Annotated in this window: 15 protein-coding genes, 1 tRNA gene and 1 riboswitch; of the genes, 11 read left to right on the top strand and 5 right to left on the bottom strand. The window is 60.6% G+C overall.

Features of this window, described 5'->3' with window-relative positions; all coding sequences use genetic code 11:
* Positions 1–80: 80 nt before the first annotated feature.
* Positions 81–1,898 carry an ABC-F family ATP-binding cassette domain-containing protein gene (locus AC2GXZ_RS24530; RefSeq protein WP_483761837.1) on the bottom strand — a complete coding sequence of 606 codons (1,818 nt, stop codon included), beginning with the start codon at positions 1,896–1,898 and terminating at the stop codon, positions 81–83.
* 9 nt (positions 1,899–1,907) lie between these two features.
* Positions 1,908–2,558, bottom strand: coding sequence for a thiamine diphosphokinase (locus AC2GXZ_RS24525; protein ID WP_483761836.1), 651 nt, complete (start codon positions 2,556–2,558; stop codon positions 1,908–1,910).
* A 199-nt stretch (positions 2,559–2,757) separates the two neighbouring features.
* On the opposite strand from AC2GXZ_RS24525, the gene AC2GXZ_RS24520 reads away from it, so the two are divergent.
* Complete coding sequence (locus tag AC2GXZ_RS24520; RefSeq protein ID WP_483761835.1) at positions 2,758–2,880, top strand: hypothetical protein; 123 nt, start codon at positions 2,758–2,760, stop codon at positions 2,878–2,880.
* A 77-nt stretch (positions 2,881–2,957) separates the two neighbouring features.
* Here AC2GXZ_RS24520 and AC2GXZ_RS24515 read toward each other — a convergent pair whose 3' ends face one another.
* Entirely contained in the window at positions 2,958–3,257 is a 300-nt protein-coding gene (locus AC2GXZ_RS24515) for a DUF1330 domain-containing protein (protein WP_483761834.1), read from the bottom strand.
* A 176-nt stretch (positions 3,258–3,433) separates the two neighbouring features.
* A riboswitch (SAM riboswitch) is annotated at positions 3,434–3,511 on the top strand.
* A 54-nt stretch (positions 3,512–3,565) separates the two neighbouring features.
* Between AC2GXZ_RS24515 and metA the strand changes: the two genes are divergently transcribed.
* Positions 3,566–4,486 carry a homoserine O-acetyltransferase MetA gene (gene metA / locus AC2GXZ_RS24510; protein ID WP_483761833.1) on the top strand — a complete coding sequence of 307 codons (921 nt, stop codon included), beginning with the start codon at positions 3,566–3,568 and terminating at the stop codon, positions 4,484–4,486.
* Between the two features lie 112 nt (positions 4,487–4,598).
* Positions 4,599–5,621 carry an aldose epimerase family protein gene (locus tag AC2GXZ_RS24505; RefSeq protein ID WP_483761832.1) on the top strand — a complete coding sequence of 341 codons (1,023 nt, stop codon included), beginning with the start codon at positions 4,599–4,601 and terminating at the stop codon, positions 5,619–5,621.
* Positions 5,622–5,721: 100 nt separating this feature from the next.
* Here AC2GXZ_RS24505 and AC2GXZ_RS24500 read toward each other — a convergent pair.
* Positions 5,722–5,796, bottom strand: a tRNA-Gly gene (locus AC2GXZ_RS24500).
* 264 nt (positions 5,797–6,060) lie between these two features.
* Here AC2GXZ_RS24500 and AC2GXZ_RS24495 point away from each other — a divergent pair.
* The 4 genes from AC2GXZ_RS24495 to AC2GXZ_RS24480 all read left to right on the top strand — a co-directional run bounded on the left by AC2GXZ_RS24495 (position 6,061) and on the right by AC2GXZ_RS24480 (position 8,664).
* Complete coding sequence (locus AC2GXZ_RS24495) at positions 6,061–6,558, top strand: prolyl-tRNA synthetase associated domain-containing protein (RefSeq protein ID WP_483761831.1); 498 nt, start codon at positions 6,061–6,063, stop codon at positions 6,556–6,558.
* A 62-nt stretch (positions 6,559–6,620) separates the two neighbouring features.
* Positions 6,621–7,625 carry a thioredoxin gene (trxA, locus tag AC2GXZ_RS24490; RefSeq protein WP_483761830.1) on the top strand — a complete coding sequence of 335 codons (1,005 nt, stop codon included), beginning with the start codon at positions 6,621–6,623 and terminating at the stop codon, positions 7,623–7,625.
* A gap of 164 nt (positions 7,626–7,789) precedes the next feature.
* Complete coding sequence (locus tag AC2GXZ_RS24485; RefSeq protein WP_483761829.1) at positions 7,790–8,467, top strand: LON peptidase substrate-binding domain-containing protein; 678 nt, start codon at positions 7,790–7,792, stop codon at positions 8,465–8,467.
* 8 nt (positions 8,468–8,475) lie between these two features.
* Complete coding sequence (locus AC2GXZ_RS24480) at positions 8,476–8,664, top strand: Trm112 family protein (RefSeq protein ID WP_483761828.1); 189 nt, start codon at positions 8,476–8,478, stop codon at positions 8,662–8,664.
* A gap of 21 nt (positions 8,665–8,685) precedes the next feature.
* On the opposite strand, the gene AC2GXZ_RS24475 is transcribed toward AC2GXZ_RS24480, so the two are convergent.
* A complete protein-coding gene (locus AC2GXZ_RS24475; RefSeq protein WP_483761973.1) occupies positions 8,686–9,945 on the bottom strand; it encodes a ubiquinone biosynthesis hydroxylase in 1,260 nt (419 codons plus the stop codon).
* A gap of 42 nt (positions 9,946–9,987) precedes the next feature.
* Between AC2GXZ_RS24475 and tesB the strand changes: the two genes are divergently transcribed.
* From tesB to AC2GXZ_RS24455, 4 genes are all read left to right on the top strand, one after another.
* Positions 9,988–10,902: an acyl-CoA thioesterase II gene (gene tesB, locus AC2GXZ_RS24470; RefSeq protein WP_483761827.1), complete on the top strand. Its 915-nt coding sequence runs from the start codon at positions 9,988–9,990 to the stop codon at positions 10,900–10,902.
* Positions 10,903–11,110: 208 nt separating this feature from the next.
* Positions 11,111–11,461, top strand: a complete 351-nt coding sequence (locus tag AC2GXZ_RS24465) for a P-II family nitrogen regulator (RefSeq protein ID WP_183686359.1) — start codon at positions 11,111–11,113, stop codon at positions 11,459–11,461.
* 28 nt (positions 11,462–11,489) lie between these two features.
* Positions 11,490–12,851 (top strand): ammonium transporter, encoded by a 1,362-nt coding sequence (locus AC2GXZ_RS24460; protein ID WP_483761826.1) that lies wholly within the window; start codon positions 11,490–11,492, stop codon positions 12,849–12,851.
* Positions 12,852–13,124: 273 nt separating this feature from the next.
* Complete coding sequence (locus AC2GXZ_RS24455; protein WP_483761825.1) at positions 13,125–15,812, top strand: FtsK/SpoIIIE family DNA translocase; 2,688 nt, start codon at positions 13,125–13,127, stop codon at positions 15,810–15,812.
* The last annotated feature ends 13 nt before the right edge of the window (positions 15,813–15,825 follow it).

Raw genomic sequence — 15,825 nt, 5'->3', positions numbered from 1 at the left:
CGCAGCGAGACACTGTTTTCTTTGGGTAACTATCTGTTAAGGCTAACAAATATTTAATTTTATGGTGAGGAGATCGAGGTTCAGCCCTCGATCTCCTCGCGCAGCATTTCGAGCTCCAGCCATTCCTCTTCCATCTTGGCGACCTTTTCACGAAGCTTTTCCATTTCGGAGACGAGCTTGCTGAAGGTCGTTGGATCCTTGGTGAAGAGGTTGGGGTCGGCCATCTTCTTTTCGCGCAGCGCGATCTCGGTTTGCGCCTTTTCCATTTCCTTCGGCAGGTTTTCGAGGGCGAATTTCTGCTTGAATGAAAGTTTGCCCTTGGCCTTGGGCGCGTCGGCTGCTGCTGCCCCGGCCTTCGGCTTTTCTGCTGCCTTTTCAGCGCGGCGGCGCTCGTCCTGAGCGCCCTTGCGCTGGGTCAGCATATCCGAATAACCGCCGGCATATTCGATCCAGCGGCCATCCGGAGCATCCGGATTGGCGGGAGCAATGGTCGAGGTGACGGTACGATCGAGGAAATCGCGGTCGTGGCTGACGAGGATGACGGTGCCGTTATAACCAGCGACGATCTCCTGCAGCAGGTCGAGCGTCTCGATATCGAGGTCGTTGGTCGGTTCGTCGAGGATCAGCAGGTTGGAGGGCCTGGCCAGCATTCTCGCCAGCATCAGCCGGGCACGCTCGCCGCCCGAAAGGTTCTTGATCGGCGTGCGGATCTGTTCAGGTTGAAACAGGAATTCCTTCATGTAGCCGGCGACATGGCGCTGCTCGCCGTTGACCAGAAGCGTCTCGCCACGGCCGTCTGTCAGATAATGGGACAGTGTATCTTCAGGATCGAGATCCTCGCGCTTCTGGTCAAGCGTGGCGATTTCCAGATTGGTGCCAAGCTTGATCCAGCCTTCATCCGGCATCAGCTGGCCGGTCAGCATTTTCAGAAGCGTCGTCTTGCCGGCGCCGTTCGGACCGACGAGACCGATGCGATCGCCACGATGCACGCGGATCGAAAACGGCGCGACGATCGGCTTGTCATAGGTCTTGGTGATGTTTTCGGCTTCGACCACCAGCTTGCCGGATTCACGCCCTTCGGCGACCGAAGCCTGAACGGAACCCTGGGGTCCCTTGTGACCGCGATAGTCGGCACGCATGGCCTGCAATTCGCCGACACGGCGCATATTGCGCTTGCGCCGCGCGGTGACGCCGTAGCGCATCCAGTGTTCTTCGCGCTCGATCGCCTTGCCGAGCTTGTGCTGCTCGATCTCTTCCTCTTCGAGAACCTGATCACGCCAGGCTTCGAAATGACCGAAACCGCGGGACAGGCGGCGCGAGGTGCCGCGATCGAGCCAGACGGTGGCGTTCGACACTTTTTCAAGGAAACGACGGTCATGGCTGATGACGACAAGCGCGCTGCGGGTCTTGCGCAGCTCGTCTTCCAGCCATTCGATGGTCGGCAGGTCGAGATGGTTGGTCGGCTCGTCGAGCATCAGGATATCGGGTTCCGGCGCCATGACGCGGGCAAGGGCTGCACGACGGGCTTCGCCGCCGGACAGGCGGACCGGGTCTTCCTCGCCGGTCAGGCCCAGATGCTGGAGCAGATAGGTGACGCGATAGGGATCGTCGCCCGGGCCAAGCCCGGATTCGGCATAGGCCTGCACCGTCGTGTAACTGCCGAAATCCGGTGCCTGTTCGAGATAGCGGATGGTCGCCGAGGGGTGCCGGAACACTTCGCCCGACTGCGCCTCGACCATGCCGGCGGCGATCTTCATCAGCGTCGACTTGCCCGAGCCGTTGCGGCCGACGAGGCAGATGCGGTCGCCCGGCTCCACCTGCAGGTTTGCGCCGGCCAGAAGCGGCGGGCCGCCGAAGCTCAGGAAAATGTCGTCAAGCTTGAGAATGGGAGGTGCCATGAGGACCGTTTATGCTCCGGAAAAATCGTTGGGGCGGGCAAGGATCATTGCCCTGCCGTCTGTTAGATGGAATTCGACCGGCCCTTCTGCAACGTTGGATACCGTGCGGGAGGAGCCGAAGGGCAGCGAGAAATCCTTGAGCGGATATCGCGCGCCAAAAATATCGAGGCCCGAAAGGGCCGAAAAACCGAGGACGGAAAAGAGCGATCCCCGGGGTAGGTCGATCGTCTTTCTGCCGGGAAGAAACGGTACTGCTTCTTCGTCACCCGACATCAGCAGCACATCAAAACCGCGCTCGGCCAGGCCCATCGCATGGAGAAGGTGCTGTAGTGCGTGGTCTGAGCGTTCGCCGCCGAGCGCGCCGATCAGGATCAGGCGCCGGGCGCCCCGATCGATCGCTTCGGCCGTGGCAATCTCGCCGTCGGTCTCGTTCTTGGCCGGCGGATAGGTTCTTCGCTCTACATGCGGAAAACGGGCGATCAATGCCTCATCGGAGGAATCGAAATCGCCGACCCATAGCTCCGGCGTCAGCCCGAGCTCGACTGCATGGCGCATGCCGCTGTCTGCTGCGATCACACGACTTGCCGCGATCGCGTCCCTGACGCGATCGGTGACGGTGAGGTTGCCGCCAAGCAGGATTGTGAAAGTCGAAGGGTTCATGGGTCAGCCCATAGCGCAAAGGGTGGGCCTAGGGAAAGCGCCTGTTTGCGGGGAGAGCCGGCAATTGCGAAAAACGGCGCCGCCCGCATGTATTCTTGCTGACGAAGACGTGATGGCGGCGATCGTCCCATTTTCCGCGGCCCGGCCTATGTCATTTTCCGACAGGACAAGTTCGGCACGATCTTAAAGGGGGACCGGCATGCGAACCAAGCTCATCCTACTGCTTGCCCTCATCGTCCAGGCGGGTTGCCAGGCACTGCCGGACAGTCGTCCCGACAGGCTCTATACGCCACCTGTCGGGATGCGCGGAAGCAACCGATGACGCAGCGGTGACTATCGATGCCAAGGGCTGTTCATCGAACTGCCGGCTGACCCGGCGCCTTGGCATCGAATCGAGATTTATGCGCCGAATTCGGCTTCGATGATCGCCAGATCCCGCCGTGCGGCCTTCAGGGCGAAGGAGCGGGCCTCGGCATAATCAGGATCATCGTAGCACGCCTTCGCATCCGCATAGGTCGGGAATTCGACCATCAGAATGCGGGAGGTATCCTGCCGGGTTTCCGCGAATGACGGCGCCTCCGGCCCTTTGAGGACGCGCGCACCGTATTTTACTGCGATTGGAGCCCACAGCTTGCCATATTGCTGCTGTGCTTCCTGATCGATGACGTCCGTGCCGAGAATAAGCCAGTAGCCCTTCATGCAGATCTCCTTGAGTTTGCAGGCGCAGCCTTAACCCGCAGGGCGCTGTTCGCCGAGTCAATAAAACTCAAGTGTCGTTCAAATCCCGATGGCCTTGCGCGGGTAGCAAAGCAGGCCTCTCCCGCAGGTTGAATTTGCTGCCATTGACGCCGGCCCTGGCAAGGATTATCTGAGAAGTCGAAATTCGTGGTGATTTGGCCGGCCGGCTTGCAGCCACGTTAAAAAAGTCGCTAAAGGGCCGCGAGAACATGTTTCCCACGGGCCGGTTGCGATTTTTCGTTGCCGGCTTTTTGTTTGTGGGTTCGACAATGCCGATCAAGATTCCCGATACGCTTCCCGCGTTTGCCACTCTCGTATCCGAAGGCGTGCGCGTCATGACGGATACGGCGGCGCTCAGGCAGGACATCCGTCCGCTGCAGATCGGGCTCTTGAACCTGATGCCGAACAAGATCAAGACCGAAGTGCAGATGGCGCGGCTTGTCGGCGCCTCGCCGCTGCAGGTGGAGTTTTCACTCGTCAGGCTCGGTACCCACAAGGCGAAAAACACGTCCGAAGAACATCTCCTGTCCTTCTACCACACCTGGGAAGAGGTGAAGGATCGCAAGTTCGACGGTTTCATCATCACCGGCGCTCCTGTCGAGCAGATGGCCTATGAAGACGTCAGCTATTGGGACGAGATGCGCCAGATCTTCGACTGGACGACGACCAACGTCCATTCGACGATGAATGTCTGCTGGGGTGCGATGGCCGCGATCTACCATTTCCATGGCGTGCAGAAACATGCACTCGACGAAAAGGCTTTCGGCGTCTATCGCCATCGCAATCTGGCGCCGGCTTCGGTCTATCTCAACGGTTTTTCCGACGATTTCCAGGTGCCGGTATCGCGCTGGACCGAGGTTCGCCGGGAGGATGTCGAAAAGAAGGGCGATCTCGAAATTCTGATGGAGTCCGACGAGATGGGCCTGTGCCTGGTGCATGAGAAGGCCGGCAACCGGCTCTACATGTTCAATCACGTCGAATATGATTCCACCTCGCTGGCGGACGAGTATTTTCGCGACGTGAATGCCGGTATCCCGATCAAGATGCCGCACGACTATTTTCCGCATAACGACGATACGCTGACGCCGCAGAACCGCTGGCGCAGCCATGCGCATCTGCTGTTCGGCAACTGGATCAACGAGCTTTACCAGACGACGCCCTACGATCCGCAGAAGATCGGCACGGAATAGACTTTAAGGCTGCGGGGAAGGGTGGCGGAAAAGACGCCGCGCGACCCCGTTTGCCATTGCGGCCTCCCGCCAAATCGCGCAGTTTGCCGCGGGTAATTGGCGGAGAAAATTCATGGCAGGGCAGGCGTTCGAAGTTTTCGGCACGACTCGTGATGGTGAGCCGGTCCATCGCGTCCGGATCACAGGCGGCGGGCTTACCGCCCATGTGATCAGCTGGGGCGCCGTGATCCAGGATCTGCGGCTCGATGGCCATGAGGCGCCCCTGGTGCTCGGTTTCGACGAGTTCGATTGCTATCCCGCCTATTCGCCTTATTTCGGCGCGACGCCCGGGCGATGCGCCAACCGGATCGGGGCCGGGAAATTCCAGATCGACGGACAGCATTATCAGCTCGAACTCAACGAGCGTGGCGTCACCCATCTGCATGGCGGCTCCGACGGAATGGGCCGGCGCAACTGGACGATCGTCGAGCACGGCTCAGACAGGGTTGTGCTCAGTATCACCGATCCCGATGGCCGCGCCGGTTATCCGGGCAATTGCAGCGTCACCGCCACCTACCGTCTTACCGGGAACGGCACGCTTTCCGTCGTCTACGAGACGACGAGCGACCAGAAGACGCCGGCCAATATCTGCCAGCATTCCTATTTCAATCTCGATGGCCGGGACGACATTTTCGGCCACGAGATCATGATCGCCGCCGACCGGATCACTGCCGTTGACGAGAAGCTCGTGCCGACCGGCGAATTGACCGATCTCACCGGCTCGCCTTTCGACCTGCGCAGGATGGGGCCGTTGCAGCGTACGCTCGATGATGGGCGCCAGGTGCCGTTCGATCACAATTACTGCCTGTCGGGCGAGCGGGTGGCAAAGCGCTCCGTGGCGCTGGTTCGCAGCCTCTATTCCGGCGTTTCGCTGGAGGTGAGGACGACAGAGCCGGGCGTGCAGTTTTACGCAGGCGTGATGGTCAACGTGCCGGTGGCGGGATTTGACGGGCGCATTTACGGCCCGTTTGCAGGCCTCTGCCTCGAAACCCAGGTCTGGCCGGATGCGGTCAATCACGGGAATTTCCCCAACGCAGTTCTGAGCCCCGGCGAAGTGCTGCGCCAGGAAACGGATTACGTGTTTTCGAAGAGCTGAGGCATAAAGGGCTGGCTTCGGCCAGCCTGAACTGTCGAGTAAAGTGTCCGCCCGAGGCGTTGACTATCTGGAACTGACGTCTTTATTTTTTGGGAGGGACTGGAGCGGGCGAAGGGATTCGAACCCTCGACCCCAACCTTGGCAAGGTTGTGCTCTACCACTGAGCTACACCCGCTCATCAATCCATCGGTTCGTGGTGGTAGTCTGAACCGTGGGCCGTGGCTGTTTGCCGCCGACGAGGCGCTATATGGCCCAGACGATTTTCAAATGCAACAGGGAAATGACGAACGAACCAAAGATTTTTTCGTCTTTCGCTAAATCCCTTGAAACGCTGGGCTTTTCGTTGCGTACCGGAAAATGTCAGAGTGCTTGGTCCTGTGGAGCAATGGCGCTATAGTCTGGTTTCCCACCCATCCTGCCCTCCCAAGTGACCGGAAATATGCCCAGGACAGCCGCCGATCTTTTCGCCTTTCTCGACAGTCTCGATATCAAGCACACGACCAGAAGGCATGAGCCGGTGTTCACTGTGGCCGAGTCGCAGAGCCTCAGGGACGAGATCCCGGGCGGACACACCAAGAACCTGTTCGTGAAGGACAAGAAGGATCAGTATTTCGTCATCACCGTTGAGGAACATGCGGTGGTCGATCTGAAGACCGTGCACAAGGTGATCGGTGCTTCGAGCCGGGTCTCCTTCGGCCGGCCGGAGATGATGCTGGATTATCTCGGCGTCGTGCCAGGATCGGTGACGGTGCTCGGCGCGTTTTGCGATACCGGCCATAACGTCACTTTCGTGCTCGACGAAGACCTGATGAAACACGAGATCATCAATGGTCATCCGCTTTCCAACGATGCGACGACCTCTATCGGACGAGACGATCTCATCCGTTTTCTGGAAGCGACCGGACATACGCCGCTTGTCTTGAAAGTAACGGACTGACATACGATGTTTCCGGCAGATAATGAAAAGGGTCCTTACCCTAGTTTCCCGGGAGAACATCCATGAGCGGCAACGATAATCCTTATGGCGGGTCCTATGGCGGCGGTTATGGCGGGCAGATGAGCGCATCGGCCAGCTTCGGCACGTCACCGGCCGAGCCGGGTGTTTCGCCGGATGCGGCTTCCGCGGGCGGTTATGTGAGTGACACGACGACGGCGGGTTTTGCCCAGGACGTGCTCGAGGCCTCGCGCCACCAGCCGGTTCTGGTCGATTTCTGGGCGCCCTGGTGCGGCCCCTGCAAACAGTTGACCCCCGTGCTCGAGAAAGCCGTCAACGGCGCGCAGGGTCGCGTCAAGCTGGTCAAGATGAATATCGACGATCATCCGTCGATCGCCGGCCAGCTTGGCATCCAGTCGATCCCGGCGGTCATCGCCTTTGTCGACGGCCGCCCGGTCGACGGCTTCATGGGTGCCGTGCCGGAAAGCCAGGTCAATGAGTTCATCGACAAGGTCGCAGGTCCCGCCGGTGCCGATCAGGCAGCCGAGATCGAGGCTGTGCTTGGTGACGCCGACGGACTGCTTGCTGCCGACGATATCGAAGGTGCCGCACAGCTTTACAGCGCCGTATTGCAGGCCGATCCGGAAAATGCGCGGGCTGCAGCCGGGATGATGCATTGCATGATTGCCATGGGCGAGACGGAGCGTGTCGGCCAGATGCTGACTGCGCTGCCGGAAGAGATGGTAAGCGACCCGGCGATCCAGGCGGTCGCCAAAAAGCTCGAGCAGATCGAGGAAGCGCGCAAGCTCGGCGATCCGGTGGCGCTGGAGAGCGCGCTTGCCGCCAACCCCGATGATCATGAGGCGCGCATCAAGCTTGCTAAGATCCTCAATGTTCAGGGCGAGCGCGACAAGGCTGCCGATCACCTGCTGACGATCATGCGCAAGGACCGCACTTTCGATGACGATGGTGCACGGCGTGAACTGCTGCAGTTCTTCGAGGTCTGGGGGCCAAAAGACCCGGCCACGATCGCGGCCCGCCGCCGGCTTTCGTCGATCCTGTTTTCCTGAGCGACAACTTATCCTCGGTCGCCGGTCTTGTGTTCGGCGTCCGGAGCCCCAGATAATCGCGATGGCGAATTTTAAGCGCCGGAACGCGCCTTGCAGCAATGAACGCATTGGCGATCCGGCGGTTCGGATAGCAGTTGAAATGTTCTGCGGGAGGTGTCGAGCCGATGCATGTGGGAAACGCACGGTATGTGAAGCGTGAGGATCTGCCGGAAGATCTGCCGGTTTTTCCGCTGACCGGCGCATTGTTGCTTCCCGGCGGGCAGTTGCCGCTCAACATATTCGAACCACGCTATCTTTCGATGTTCGATGCGGCTCTCGCCGGCGATCGTCTGATCGGCGTCGTACAGCCCTCGCTGATCAATGAAACCGACGCTGCCGATCCGTTGCGGCCCGCGCTTTCGAGCGTCGGATGCCTTGGGCGGATCACATCCTTTGCCGAGACCGGTGACGGCCGCTATATCGCCTCGATCAGCGGTGTCTGCCGCTTCCGGCTTCTGGAAGAGGTGGGTGGCGACCATCCCTACCGGACGATCCGGTTTGCGCCCTTCATGGCCGATCTTTCGGAAGAGGACGGCGAGGCTGCTGTCGACAGGCGGGAATTGCTGCGCGTCTTTCGCGCCTATCTCGATGCCAACAAGCTCGACGTCGACTGGGAAAGCGTCGAGCGCGCCGGAAACCGGACGCTGGTCAATTCCCTGTCGATGATGTCGCCCTTCGGTCCGGCCGAAAAACAGGCGCTGCTGGAGGCTCCCGATCTCAAGAGCCGTGCCGATACGCTGATCGCGATCACCGAGATCCTGCTGGCGAGCGGGCTTGCGGATACTGACACAATCCTGCAGTGAGCTTTCTCATGGATGAAAAACTCAGCAAGGTCGATCCGAAGATGCTCGAACTGCTCGTATGCCCGCTGACGAAGGGCGGACTGGTGCTCGACCGCGAGCGCAACGAGCTGGTCTCGGAAGGCGCGCGGCTGGCCTATCCGATCCGCGACGGCATTCCGATCATGCTGATCTCCGAAGCGCGCAAGATCGAGGATTAAGGTCGGGAGCTCCCGACCTTCTTAAAGCGTCTCGCCGGCAAGCAGTTTCGGGTGACCTTCGCCGGTTGCGCCGGCGGCTTCGCCGATGAAGAAGTTCTTCAGTTTCGGCATGCGCTCGACGAGGCCGAGGCCGAAATCACGGGCGAAGCGGATCGGGGTTATGTCGTTGGAGAACAGCCGGTTCAAGACGTCTGTGGTCACGCCCATGCGGAACGTGTCGAAGCGGCGCCAGGACTGATAGCGCTCCAGAACGTTGAGCGAGCCGATATCGAGGCCGAGGCGGTCTGCCTCGACGATGGTTTCGGCCAGTGCCGCGACATCCTTGAAGCCGAGATTGAGGCCCTGGCCGGAAATCGGGTGGATGCCGTGGGCGGCATCGCCCGCCAGCGCGAAGCGTGGCGCGACGAAGGCGCGGGACAATGTCAGGCCGAGCGGAAAGGCCTTGCGTCCGCCTACCACCGTCAATTCGCCGAGCTTGTGGCCGAAGCGGCGCTGCAACTCGTCCTCGAAGACGAGATCGTCGGCCGAGATCAGCCGGTCGGCATCCTCGGTCCGTTCGGTCCAGACGAGCGATGATCGGTTGTTCGGCAAAGGCAGAATGGCAAACGGGCCGGAAGGCAAGAAATGCTCTTCCGCCACGCCGTCATGCGGGCGCTCATGGGCGACGGTCGTCACGATGCCGGACTGGCCATATTGCCAGTTCACCGTCTTTATTCCGGCCATGTCGCGCAGTTTTGAACGCACGCCGTCGCAGGCAACGAGAAGGCGGGTCTCCACGGTCGAGCCATCGGAAAGGGTGACCGTGGTCGAGCTGCTGCCCGTCGCAAAGGCTGTGGCGGAAAGCCCATGGCGAATGGCGATGCCAAGTTTTTCGGCGGCGCCGCGCAGGGCCCGCACCATGGCGACATTCGGCACCATATGGGCAAACGGCTTGCCTTCCTCGACTTCGCCGTCGAAGGTCAGGAAAACCGGGCGTACCGGGTCGGAGGTGCGGCTGTCGGTAACGATCATCCTGTTGATCGGCTGGGCGTGGGTGACGATCTCGTCCCAGACGCCGAGGACATCGAGCATTCTGCCTGCCGCGGCGATGATGGCGGAGGCGCGCTCGTCCTTTTCCCAAATTCCGGCGGGGGCCGCCTCGACGACTTCGATGTTCAGGTGCGGAGCCGCCTGCTTGACCGCGACAGCCGCCGCCAGCCCGACATAACCTCCACCTACAACCATCATGTCCAGCATCTGCCTGGCTCCCGTCCGTCTTGTGGTTACCGATGGGGTGGATATAGATCAACTGACCGCCGCTTCCTATTGCCGGAGTTCGTAAAAATGTCAGATCCGACCATTCGCTCTACCGCCATTCCCGCTGGAGCCCAGAACGATGCCCCGATGCGGCAGCTTATTGCGACGCTCGATCTGGAGCAGCTGGAGCACAATCTTTATCGCGGCACGAGCCCGGATATCGGCTGGCAAAGGGTGTTCGGCGGGCAGGTGATCGCCCAGGCGCTGGTGGCGGCGCAGAGGACCGTCGTTGCCGATCGCCCGGTTCATTCGCTTCACGCCTATTTCGTCCGTCCGGGGGATCCGAGCGTGCCGATCATCTACGAGGTGGAGAGGATCCGCGACGGTGGAAGTTTTGCCACACGGCAGGTAAAGGCCATCCAGCATGGCAAGGCGATCTTCCTGATGTCCGCCTCCTTCCAGATCGAGGAGGATGGTTATGACCACCAGATCACCATTCCGGACGTACCGCAGCCGGAGGAGCTGATGGACGAGGCGGAGTTCAAGCGGCTTTTCCTGCCAAAGGCGCCCGACGCCATTCGCCGTTATTGGGAGCGGCCCCGGCCGATCGAATTGCGGCCCGTGTCGCTGGCGCATTACCTGACCAAGGAAAAGCTGGAGCCGCGCCAGGATGTCTGGGTGCGTACACTCGGGCCGGTGCCGCAGGATCGGGCCTATCATGCGGCGATCCTCGCCTATCTTTCCGACATGACCTTGCTGGACGGCTCCCTTTATCCGCATGGAACATCCGTCTTCGATCCGCGCATACAGGCCGCAAGCCTTGATCACGCGATGTGGTTCCACCGTCCGATACAGTTCGACGACTGGCTGCTCTACAGCCAGGAAAGCCCAAGTGCTTCCGGTGCCCGGGGCATGACGCGCGGCAGCATCTATACCCGTTCCGGCGTCCTCATTGCGTCGGTGGCACAGGAAGGGTTGATTCGTAAAAAGGCAAATGACTAAATTTTGTGCAAAAAATAAAAAATGCACATGATTTCGGCGCCTTTGTGGCATCCATCTGCCTCATTTGTGGCGACGCTTACATAGTCCTTTATTTTTCAATAACTTAATCGTAGTGCTAAACTGGCACGCGCCTTGAATGTAGAGGCCCAGTTGCCGGTGTCATAAATCGGCGATGAGGAGAGTCGGCTTCGGCCGAAATAACCAAAGGATGGGAAGCCAGATGAAAATCGTGATGGCCATTATCAAGCCGTTCAAGCTCGATGAGGTGCGCGAAGCACTCACGGCTGTCGGTATCCAAGGCCTGACCGTTACCGAAGTCAAAGGTTACGGACGTCAGAAGGGACATACCGAGATCTATCGCGGTACCGAATATGCAGTCAGCTTTCTGCCGAAGCTGAAGATCGAGATCGCGGTTTCCGCCGACCTCGTCGAAAAGGCAGTTGAGGCGATCGCCTCGTCCGCGAAGACCGGCCAGATCGGGGATGGCAAGATCTTCGTTTATTCGATCGAGCAGGCCGTGCGCATTCGTACCGGCGAAACCAATACCGAAGCGCTCTAAGCACGGCTTACAGGGGAGTTTTCAAACTATGCAATTCAAAGGATTTTCCACTCTTGGACGCCTGAGTGCGGCCGCCGGCGCGTTTCTCGCGCCCGCCATCGCGTTTGCGCAGGATGCCGCACCGGCTGCTGCCGCGGCTGCGGAACCCGCGCCGGTGATGGACAAGGGCGATATCGCCTTCATGTATATCGCCACCCTGCTCGTTCTCCTGATGATCCTGCCGGGCTTGGCACTGTTCTACGGCGGTCTGGTTCGCGCCAAGAACATGCTGTCGGTGCTGATGCAGATCACCATGGTCACCTGCGTGGTCATGCTCATCTGGGCAATCTACGGTTATTCCTTCGCCTTCGGCGGCGGCACATCTGCCTTCTGGGGCGGCACGGCCAAGATGTTCATGGCCGGCATGGACGCGACCACCACCGCGACAACCTTCACCAAGGGCGTCGTCATTCCGGAATATGTGTTCTTCCTGTTCCAGATGACCTTTGCCTGCATCACGCCTTGCCTGATCATCGGCGCCTTCGCGGAACGCATCAAGTTCTCCGCCGTCGTGCTGTTCTGCGCATTGTGGGTCACCTTCGTCTACTTCCCGATCGCCCACATGGTCTGGGACGCAAACGGCCTGCTGTTCGGCTGGGGCGCGCTTGACTTCGCCGGCGGTACCGTCGTGCACATCAATGCCGGTGTTGCAGGCCTGATCGGTGCGATCATGGTCGGCAAGCGTACGGGCTTCGGCAAGGACATGATGGCTCCGCATTCGATGACGCTCACCTTCGTCGGCGCCAGCCTTCTGTGGGTCGGCTGGTTCGGCTTCAATGCCGGTTCCAACCTCGAAGCTTCCGGCGGCGCGTTCATCGCCTTCGTCAACACCTTCCTGGCAACCGCTGCTGCAACCGTTGCATGGGCGATCGTCGAAACCTTCACCCGCGGCAAGGCTTCCATGCTTGGCGCTGCTTCCGGCATGATCGCCGGTCTCGTCGCCATCACGCCGGCTGCCGGCATCGTCGGCCCGATGGGCTCGATCGTCATGGGTCTCCTCGTTTCGCCGATCTGCTACTTCTTCGTTTCGACGGTGAAGAACAAGTTCGGTTATGACGACACTGCAGACGTCTTCGGCGTTCACGGCATCGGCGGCATCTTCGGCGCCATCGCCACCGGTATCTTCGCTTCCGCTTCGCTCGGCGGCATCGGTTATGCCGGCGAACAGACGATGGGTGGCCAGGTCATGGTCCAGATCGAAGCTGTCATCGTTACTCTCCTGTGGACCGGTATCGGCTCGATCATCCTCTACAAGATCGTCGACCTGATCGTCGGCCTGCGCGTCCCGGTGGAAGCCGAGCGCGAAGGTCTCGATCTCGCCAGCCACGGCGAATCCGCCTACCACAGCTAAGACGCAAAACAGCAGTTGCCGTCGCGTGACGGCTACTGCAGTCTCTGTCTCAGCCCGATTTATGGCCCGGATATCTTCCGGGCCATTTTCTTTTGCAGCCTGCGCTTGTCCTTCATTCGCGGCGTTTTCGACAGATGCTTGCGGTTTTCGGGCGGGCGCGGCAGCTTGGTTAAAGCTGCGTTAACCAAGACCGGGCTACCTTCCCGTGGAATTGTGCGACGGCTTTGGCCGCAACGCGCGTGATAATTGCGTTTCACAGGCGGCGGGCAGACGATGAGCAGAAGCAGTTCGGCGGCATTTGCAAACCGGTCAACCCGCTCTGTCGTCAGTTCCTTTGTGCTGCGGCAGACGCTGGCTCTGACAGGATTCGGGATTTTTCTGGTGCTGGCACTTGCGGTTGCCGCACTTGCCACCTGGAACGTTGCCGATCCGAGTTTCTCCTACGCCACCGATAATGCACCCACCAACATGCTGGGATTTGCCGGTGCGGCCTTTGCCGACATCATGATGCAGTTTCTGGGGCTTGCGAGCATCCTGGCGCTGTTGCCGATCCTGTCCTTTGCGCTGGCGCTGATATCGGGCAGGCGTTTTGACCGCATTCCGGCCCGGCTGGCCGCCTGGGGCGGCAGCGCGCTGCTCGCCTCCGCGACGCTCGGCTGTTTTCCCGCGCCGCAGACCTGGCCGATCCCGAACGGCATCGGCGGGGTGATCGGCGACATGATCCTGCGCTTTCCGGCGCTGTTCGTCGGGGCCTATCCGACCGGCGTGGTCGCCATGGGGCTTGGTGGCGTCTTTACCATTCCGTGCATCTGGCTGATGCTGTTTGCCTCCGGTCTGGTCGGTGATGCGCTGGAAGAGGCCGTTGAAGAGGATGACGACCGGCCGGTCGCCGCCGTCGTGTCGCGCCCGCGCCGGGACGAGGAAGACGACGAGGACGGCGACGAGGGCAGCCTGCTGGAACGCCTCCTGCCGCTCGGCCTTGCCTCGCATTACTGGTTCATCACCCAGGCAAGGCTGCGCCGCATGGTCGGCATGAAGCCGCGCCAGCGCCGGGCCTTCGACCAGCCCTATGATTTCAACGAGGACGAATTCGGCACGCTGAACGAGCCGGTGAGGGCGAAAGTCGCTCCCGGCGACATGCGTCGTATGGAGCCGTCTCTCGATGGCGCCGGCGAACGCGTTGCCGCCCCGCGTCGCATCGTCTCCGCGCCACCGATGTCCGCCCATGATCACGATGACGATCCGCCGTTCGACATGGATGACGACATGCCGCGCCGTCCAGCCGGCATCCTGTCCGACGATGACGATGATGCACAATTCCTCTCGTCGCGTGCGCCGCAAGGAGCCGGTGGCCGATCACAGCGCGTCGTGCCCGCGGCGCAGGCGCCGAAGCCGAGCGCCCGCGTTGCCCGCGATGCACAGGGTTCGTTCATCCGGCCGGACGGTTTCCAGCTGCCCTCCGTTCATCTGCTGACCGAGCCGAGAGCCGTTGCGCGCGACGTTACCCTTTCGGCCGAGGCGCTCGAACAGAATGCCCGCATGCTGGAAGGCGTGCTGGAAGACTTTGGCGTCAAGGGCGAGATCATTCATGTGCGCCCCGGCCCGGTCGTGACACTTTACGAACTGGAGCCTGCACCGGGCATCAAGTCGTCCCGCGTCATCGGTCTGGCCGATGACATCGCCCGCTCGATGAGTTCCATCGCGGCCCGTGTGGCGGTCGTTCCCGGCCGCAACGCGATCGGTATCGAACTGCCCAACCGCACCCGCGAAATGGTCTATCTGCGCGAGATGATCGGTTCGAAGGATTTTGAAGGCAGCAAGGCGAAGCTTGCCATGGCGCTCGGCAAGACGATTGGCGGCGAGCCGGTCGTGGCCGACCTTGCAAAGATGCCGCATCTTCTCGTTGCCGGTACCACCGGTTCGGGTAAATCCGTCGCCATCAACACGATGATCCTGTCGCTTCTCTATCGTTACACGCCGGAGAAATGCCGCCTGATCATGATCGATCCGAAAATGCTCGAACTGTCCGTCTATGACGGCATTCCGCATCTTTTGTCTCCGGTCGTCACCGATCCGAAAAAGGCCGTCGTTGCGCTCAAATGGACCGTCCGCGAGATGGAAGAGCGCTACAAGAAGATGTCGAAGATCGGCGTGCGCAATATCGACGGTTTCAATTCCCGCGTCGAACAGGCGAAAGACAAGGGCGAGATCCTCACCCGCACGGTGCAGACCGGTTTCGACCGCCAGACCGGCGAAGCCATGTACGAGACGGAAGAGTTCGATCTCGAGCCGATGCCCTATATCGTCGTGATCATCGACGAAATGGCCGACCTGATGATGGTGGCCGGCAAGGATATCGAAGGTGCGGTGCAGCGACTGGCGCAGATGGCGCGTGCGGCCGGTATCCATGTGATCATGGCAACACAGCGCCCGTCCGTCGACGTCATCACCGGCACGATCAAGGCGAACTTCCCGACGCGTATTTCCTTCCAGGTGACGTCGAAGATCGACAGCCGCACGATCCTCGGCGAACAGGGCGCCGAGCAGCTGCTTGGCCAGGGCGACATGCTCTATATGGCCGGCGGCGGACGCATCCAGCGTGTCCACGGGCCTTTTGTCTCCGATACCGAGGTCGAAGAGATCGTCGCCTACTTGAAAACTCAGGGCTCGCCCCAATATCTCGAAGCGATCACGGCCGACGACGATGACGACGAAGGTGGTGGCAGCGGCCCGGCGGGCACGTCCAATCTGTCGGATTCGGATGACCCTTACGATCAGGCCGTTGCGATCGTGCTTCGGGATGGCAAGGCTTCGACCTCCTACATCCAGCGGCGTCTCGGCATCGGTTATAACCGCGCCGCTTCGCTGATCGAGCGGATGGAGAAGGAAGGTCTGATCGGACCGGCAAACCATGCCGGCAAGCGCGAGATCCTCGTGCCGACCGAAGACGACATTCTCTAGCGGTAAGCTTTTG

This window comes from Aliirhizobium sp. YIM B11859 (genome assembly GCF_057163345.1).
Note: the sequence above shows the minus strand (reverse complement) of the source record. Positions and strands in the feature narration are given on the sequence as shown.

Bases quoted from the DNA above. Each gene is read 5' to 3' on its own strand.
- AC2GXZ_RS24530 (WP_483761837.1), bottom strand. From the start codon at position 1,898: ATGGCACCTCCCATTCTCAAGCTTGACGACATTTTCCTGAGCTTCGGC.
- AC2GXZ_RS24525 (WP_483761836.1), bottom strand. From the start codon at position 2,558: ATGAACCCTTCGACTTTCACAATCCTGCTTGGCGGCAACCTCACCGTC.
- AC2GXZ_RS24520 (WP_483761835.1), top strand. From the start codon at position 2,758: ATGCGAACCAAGCTCATCCTACTGCTTGCCCTCATCGTCCAGGCGGGT.
- AC2GXZ_RS24515 (WP_483761834.1), bottom strand. From the start codon at position 3,257: ATGAAGGGCTACTGGCTTATTCTCGGCACGGACGTCATCGATCAGGAA.
- metA (WP_483761833.1), top strand. From the start codon at position 3,566: ATGCCGATCAAGATTCCCGATACGCTTCCCGCGTTTGCCACTCTCGTA.
- AC2GXZ_RS24505 (WP_483761832.1), top strand. From the start codon at position 4,599: ATGGCAGGGCAGGCGTTCGAAGTTTTCGGCACGACTCGTGATGGTGAG.
- AC2GXZ_RS24495 (WP_483761831.1), top strand. From the start codon at position 6,061: ATGCCCAGGACAGCCGCCGATCTTTTCGCCTTTCTCGACAGTCTCGAT.
- trxA (WP_483761830.1), top strand. From the start codon at position 6,621: ATGAGCGGCAACGATAATCCTTATGGCGGGTCCTATGGCGGCGGTTAT.
- AC2GXZ_RS24485 (WP_483761829.1), top strand. From the start codon at position 7,790: ATGCATGTGGGAAACGCACGGTATGTGAAGCGTGAGGATCTGCCGGAA.
- AC2GXZ_RS24480 (WP_483761828.1), top strand. From the start codon at position 8,476: ATGGATGAAAAACTCAGCAAGGTCGATCCGAAGATGCTCGAACTGCTC.
- tesB (WP_483761827.1), top strand. From the start codon at position 9,988: ATGTCAGATCCGACCATTCGCTCTACCGCCATTCCCGCTGGAGCCCAG.
- AC2GXZ_RS24465 (WP_183686359.1), top strand. From the start codon at position 11,111: ATGGGAAGCCAGATGAAAATCGTGATGGCCATTATCAAGCCGTTCAAG.
- AC2GXZ_RS24460 (WP_483761826.1), top strand. From the start codon at position 11,490: ATGCAATTCAAAGGATTTTCCACTCTTGGACGCCTGAGTGCGGCCGCC.
- AC2GXZ_RS24455 (WP_483761825.1), top strand. From the start codon at position 13,125: ATGAGCAGAAGCAGTTCGGCGGCATTTGCAAACCGGTCAACCCGCTCT.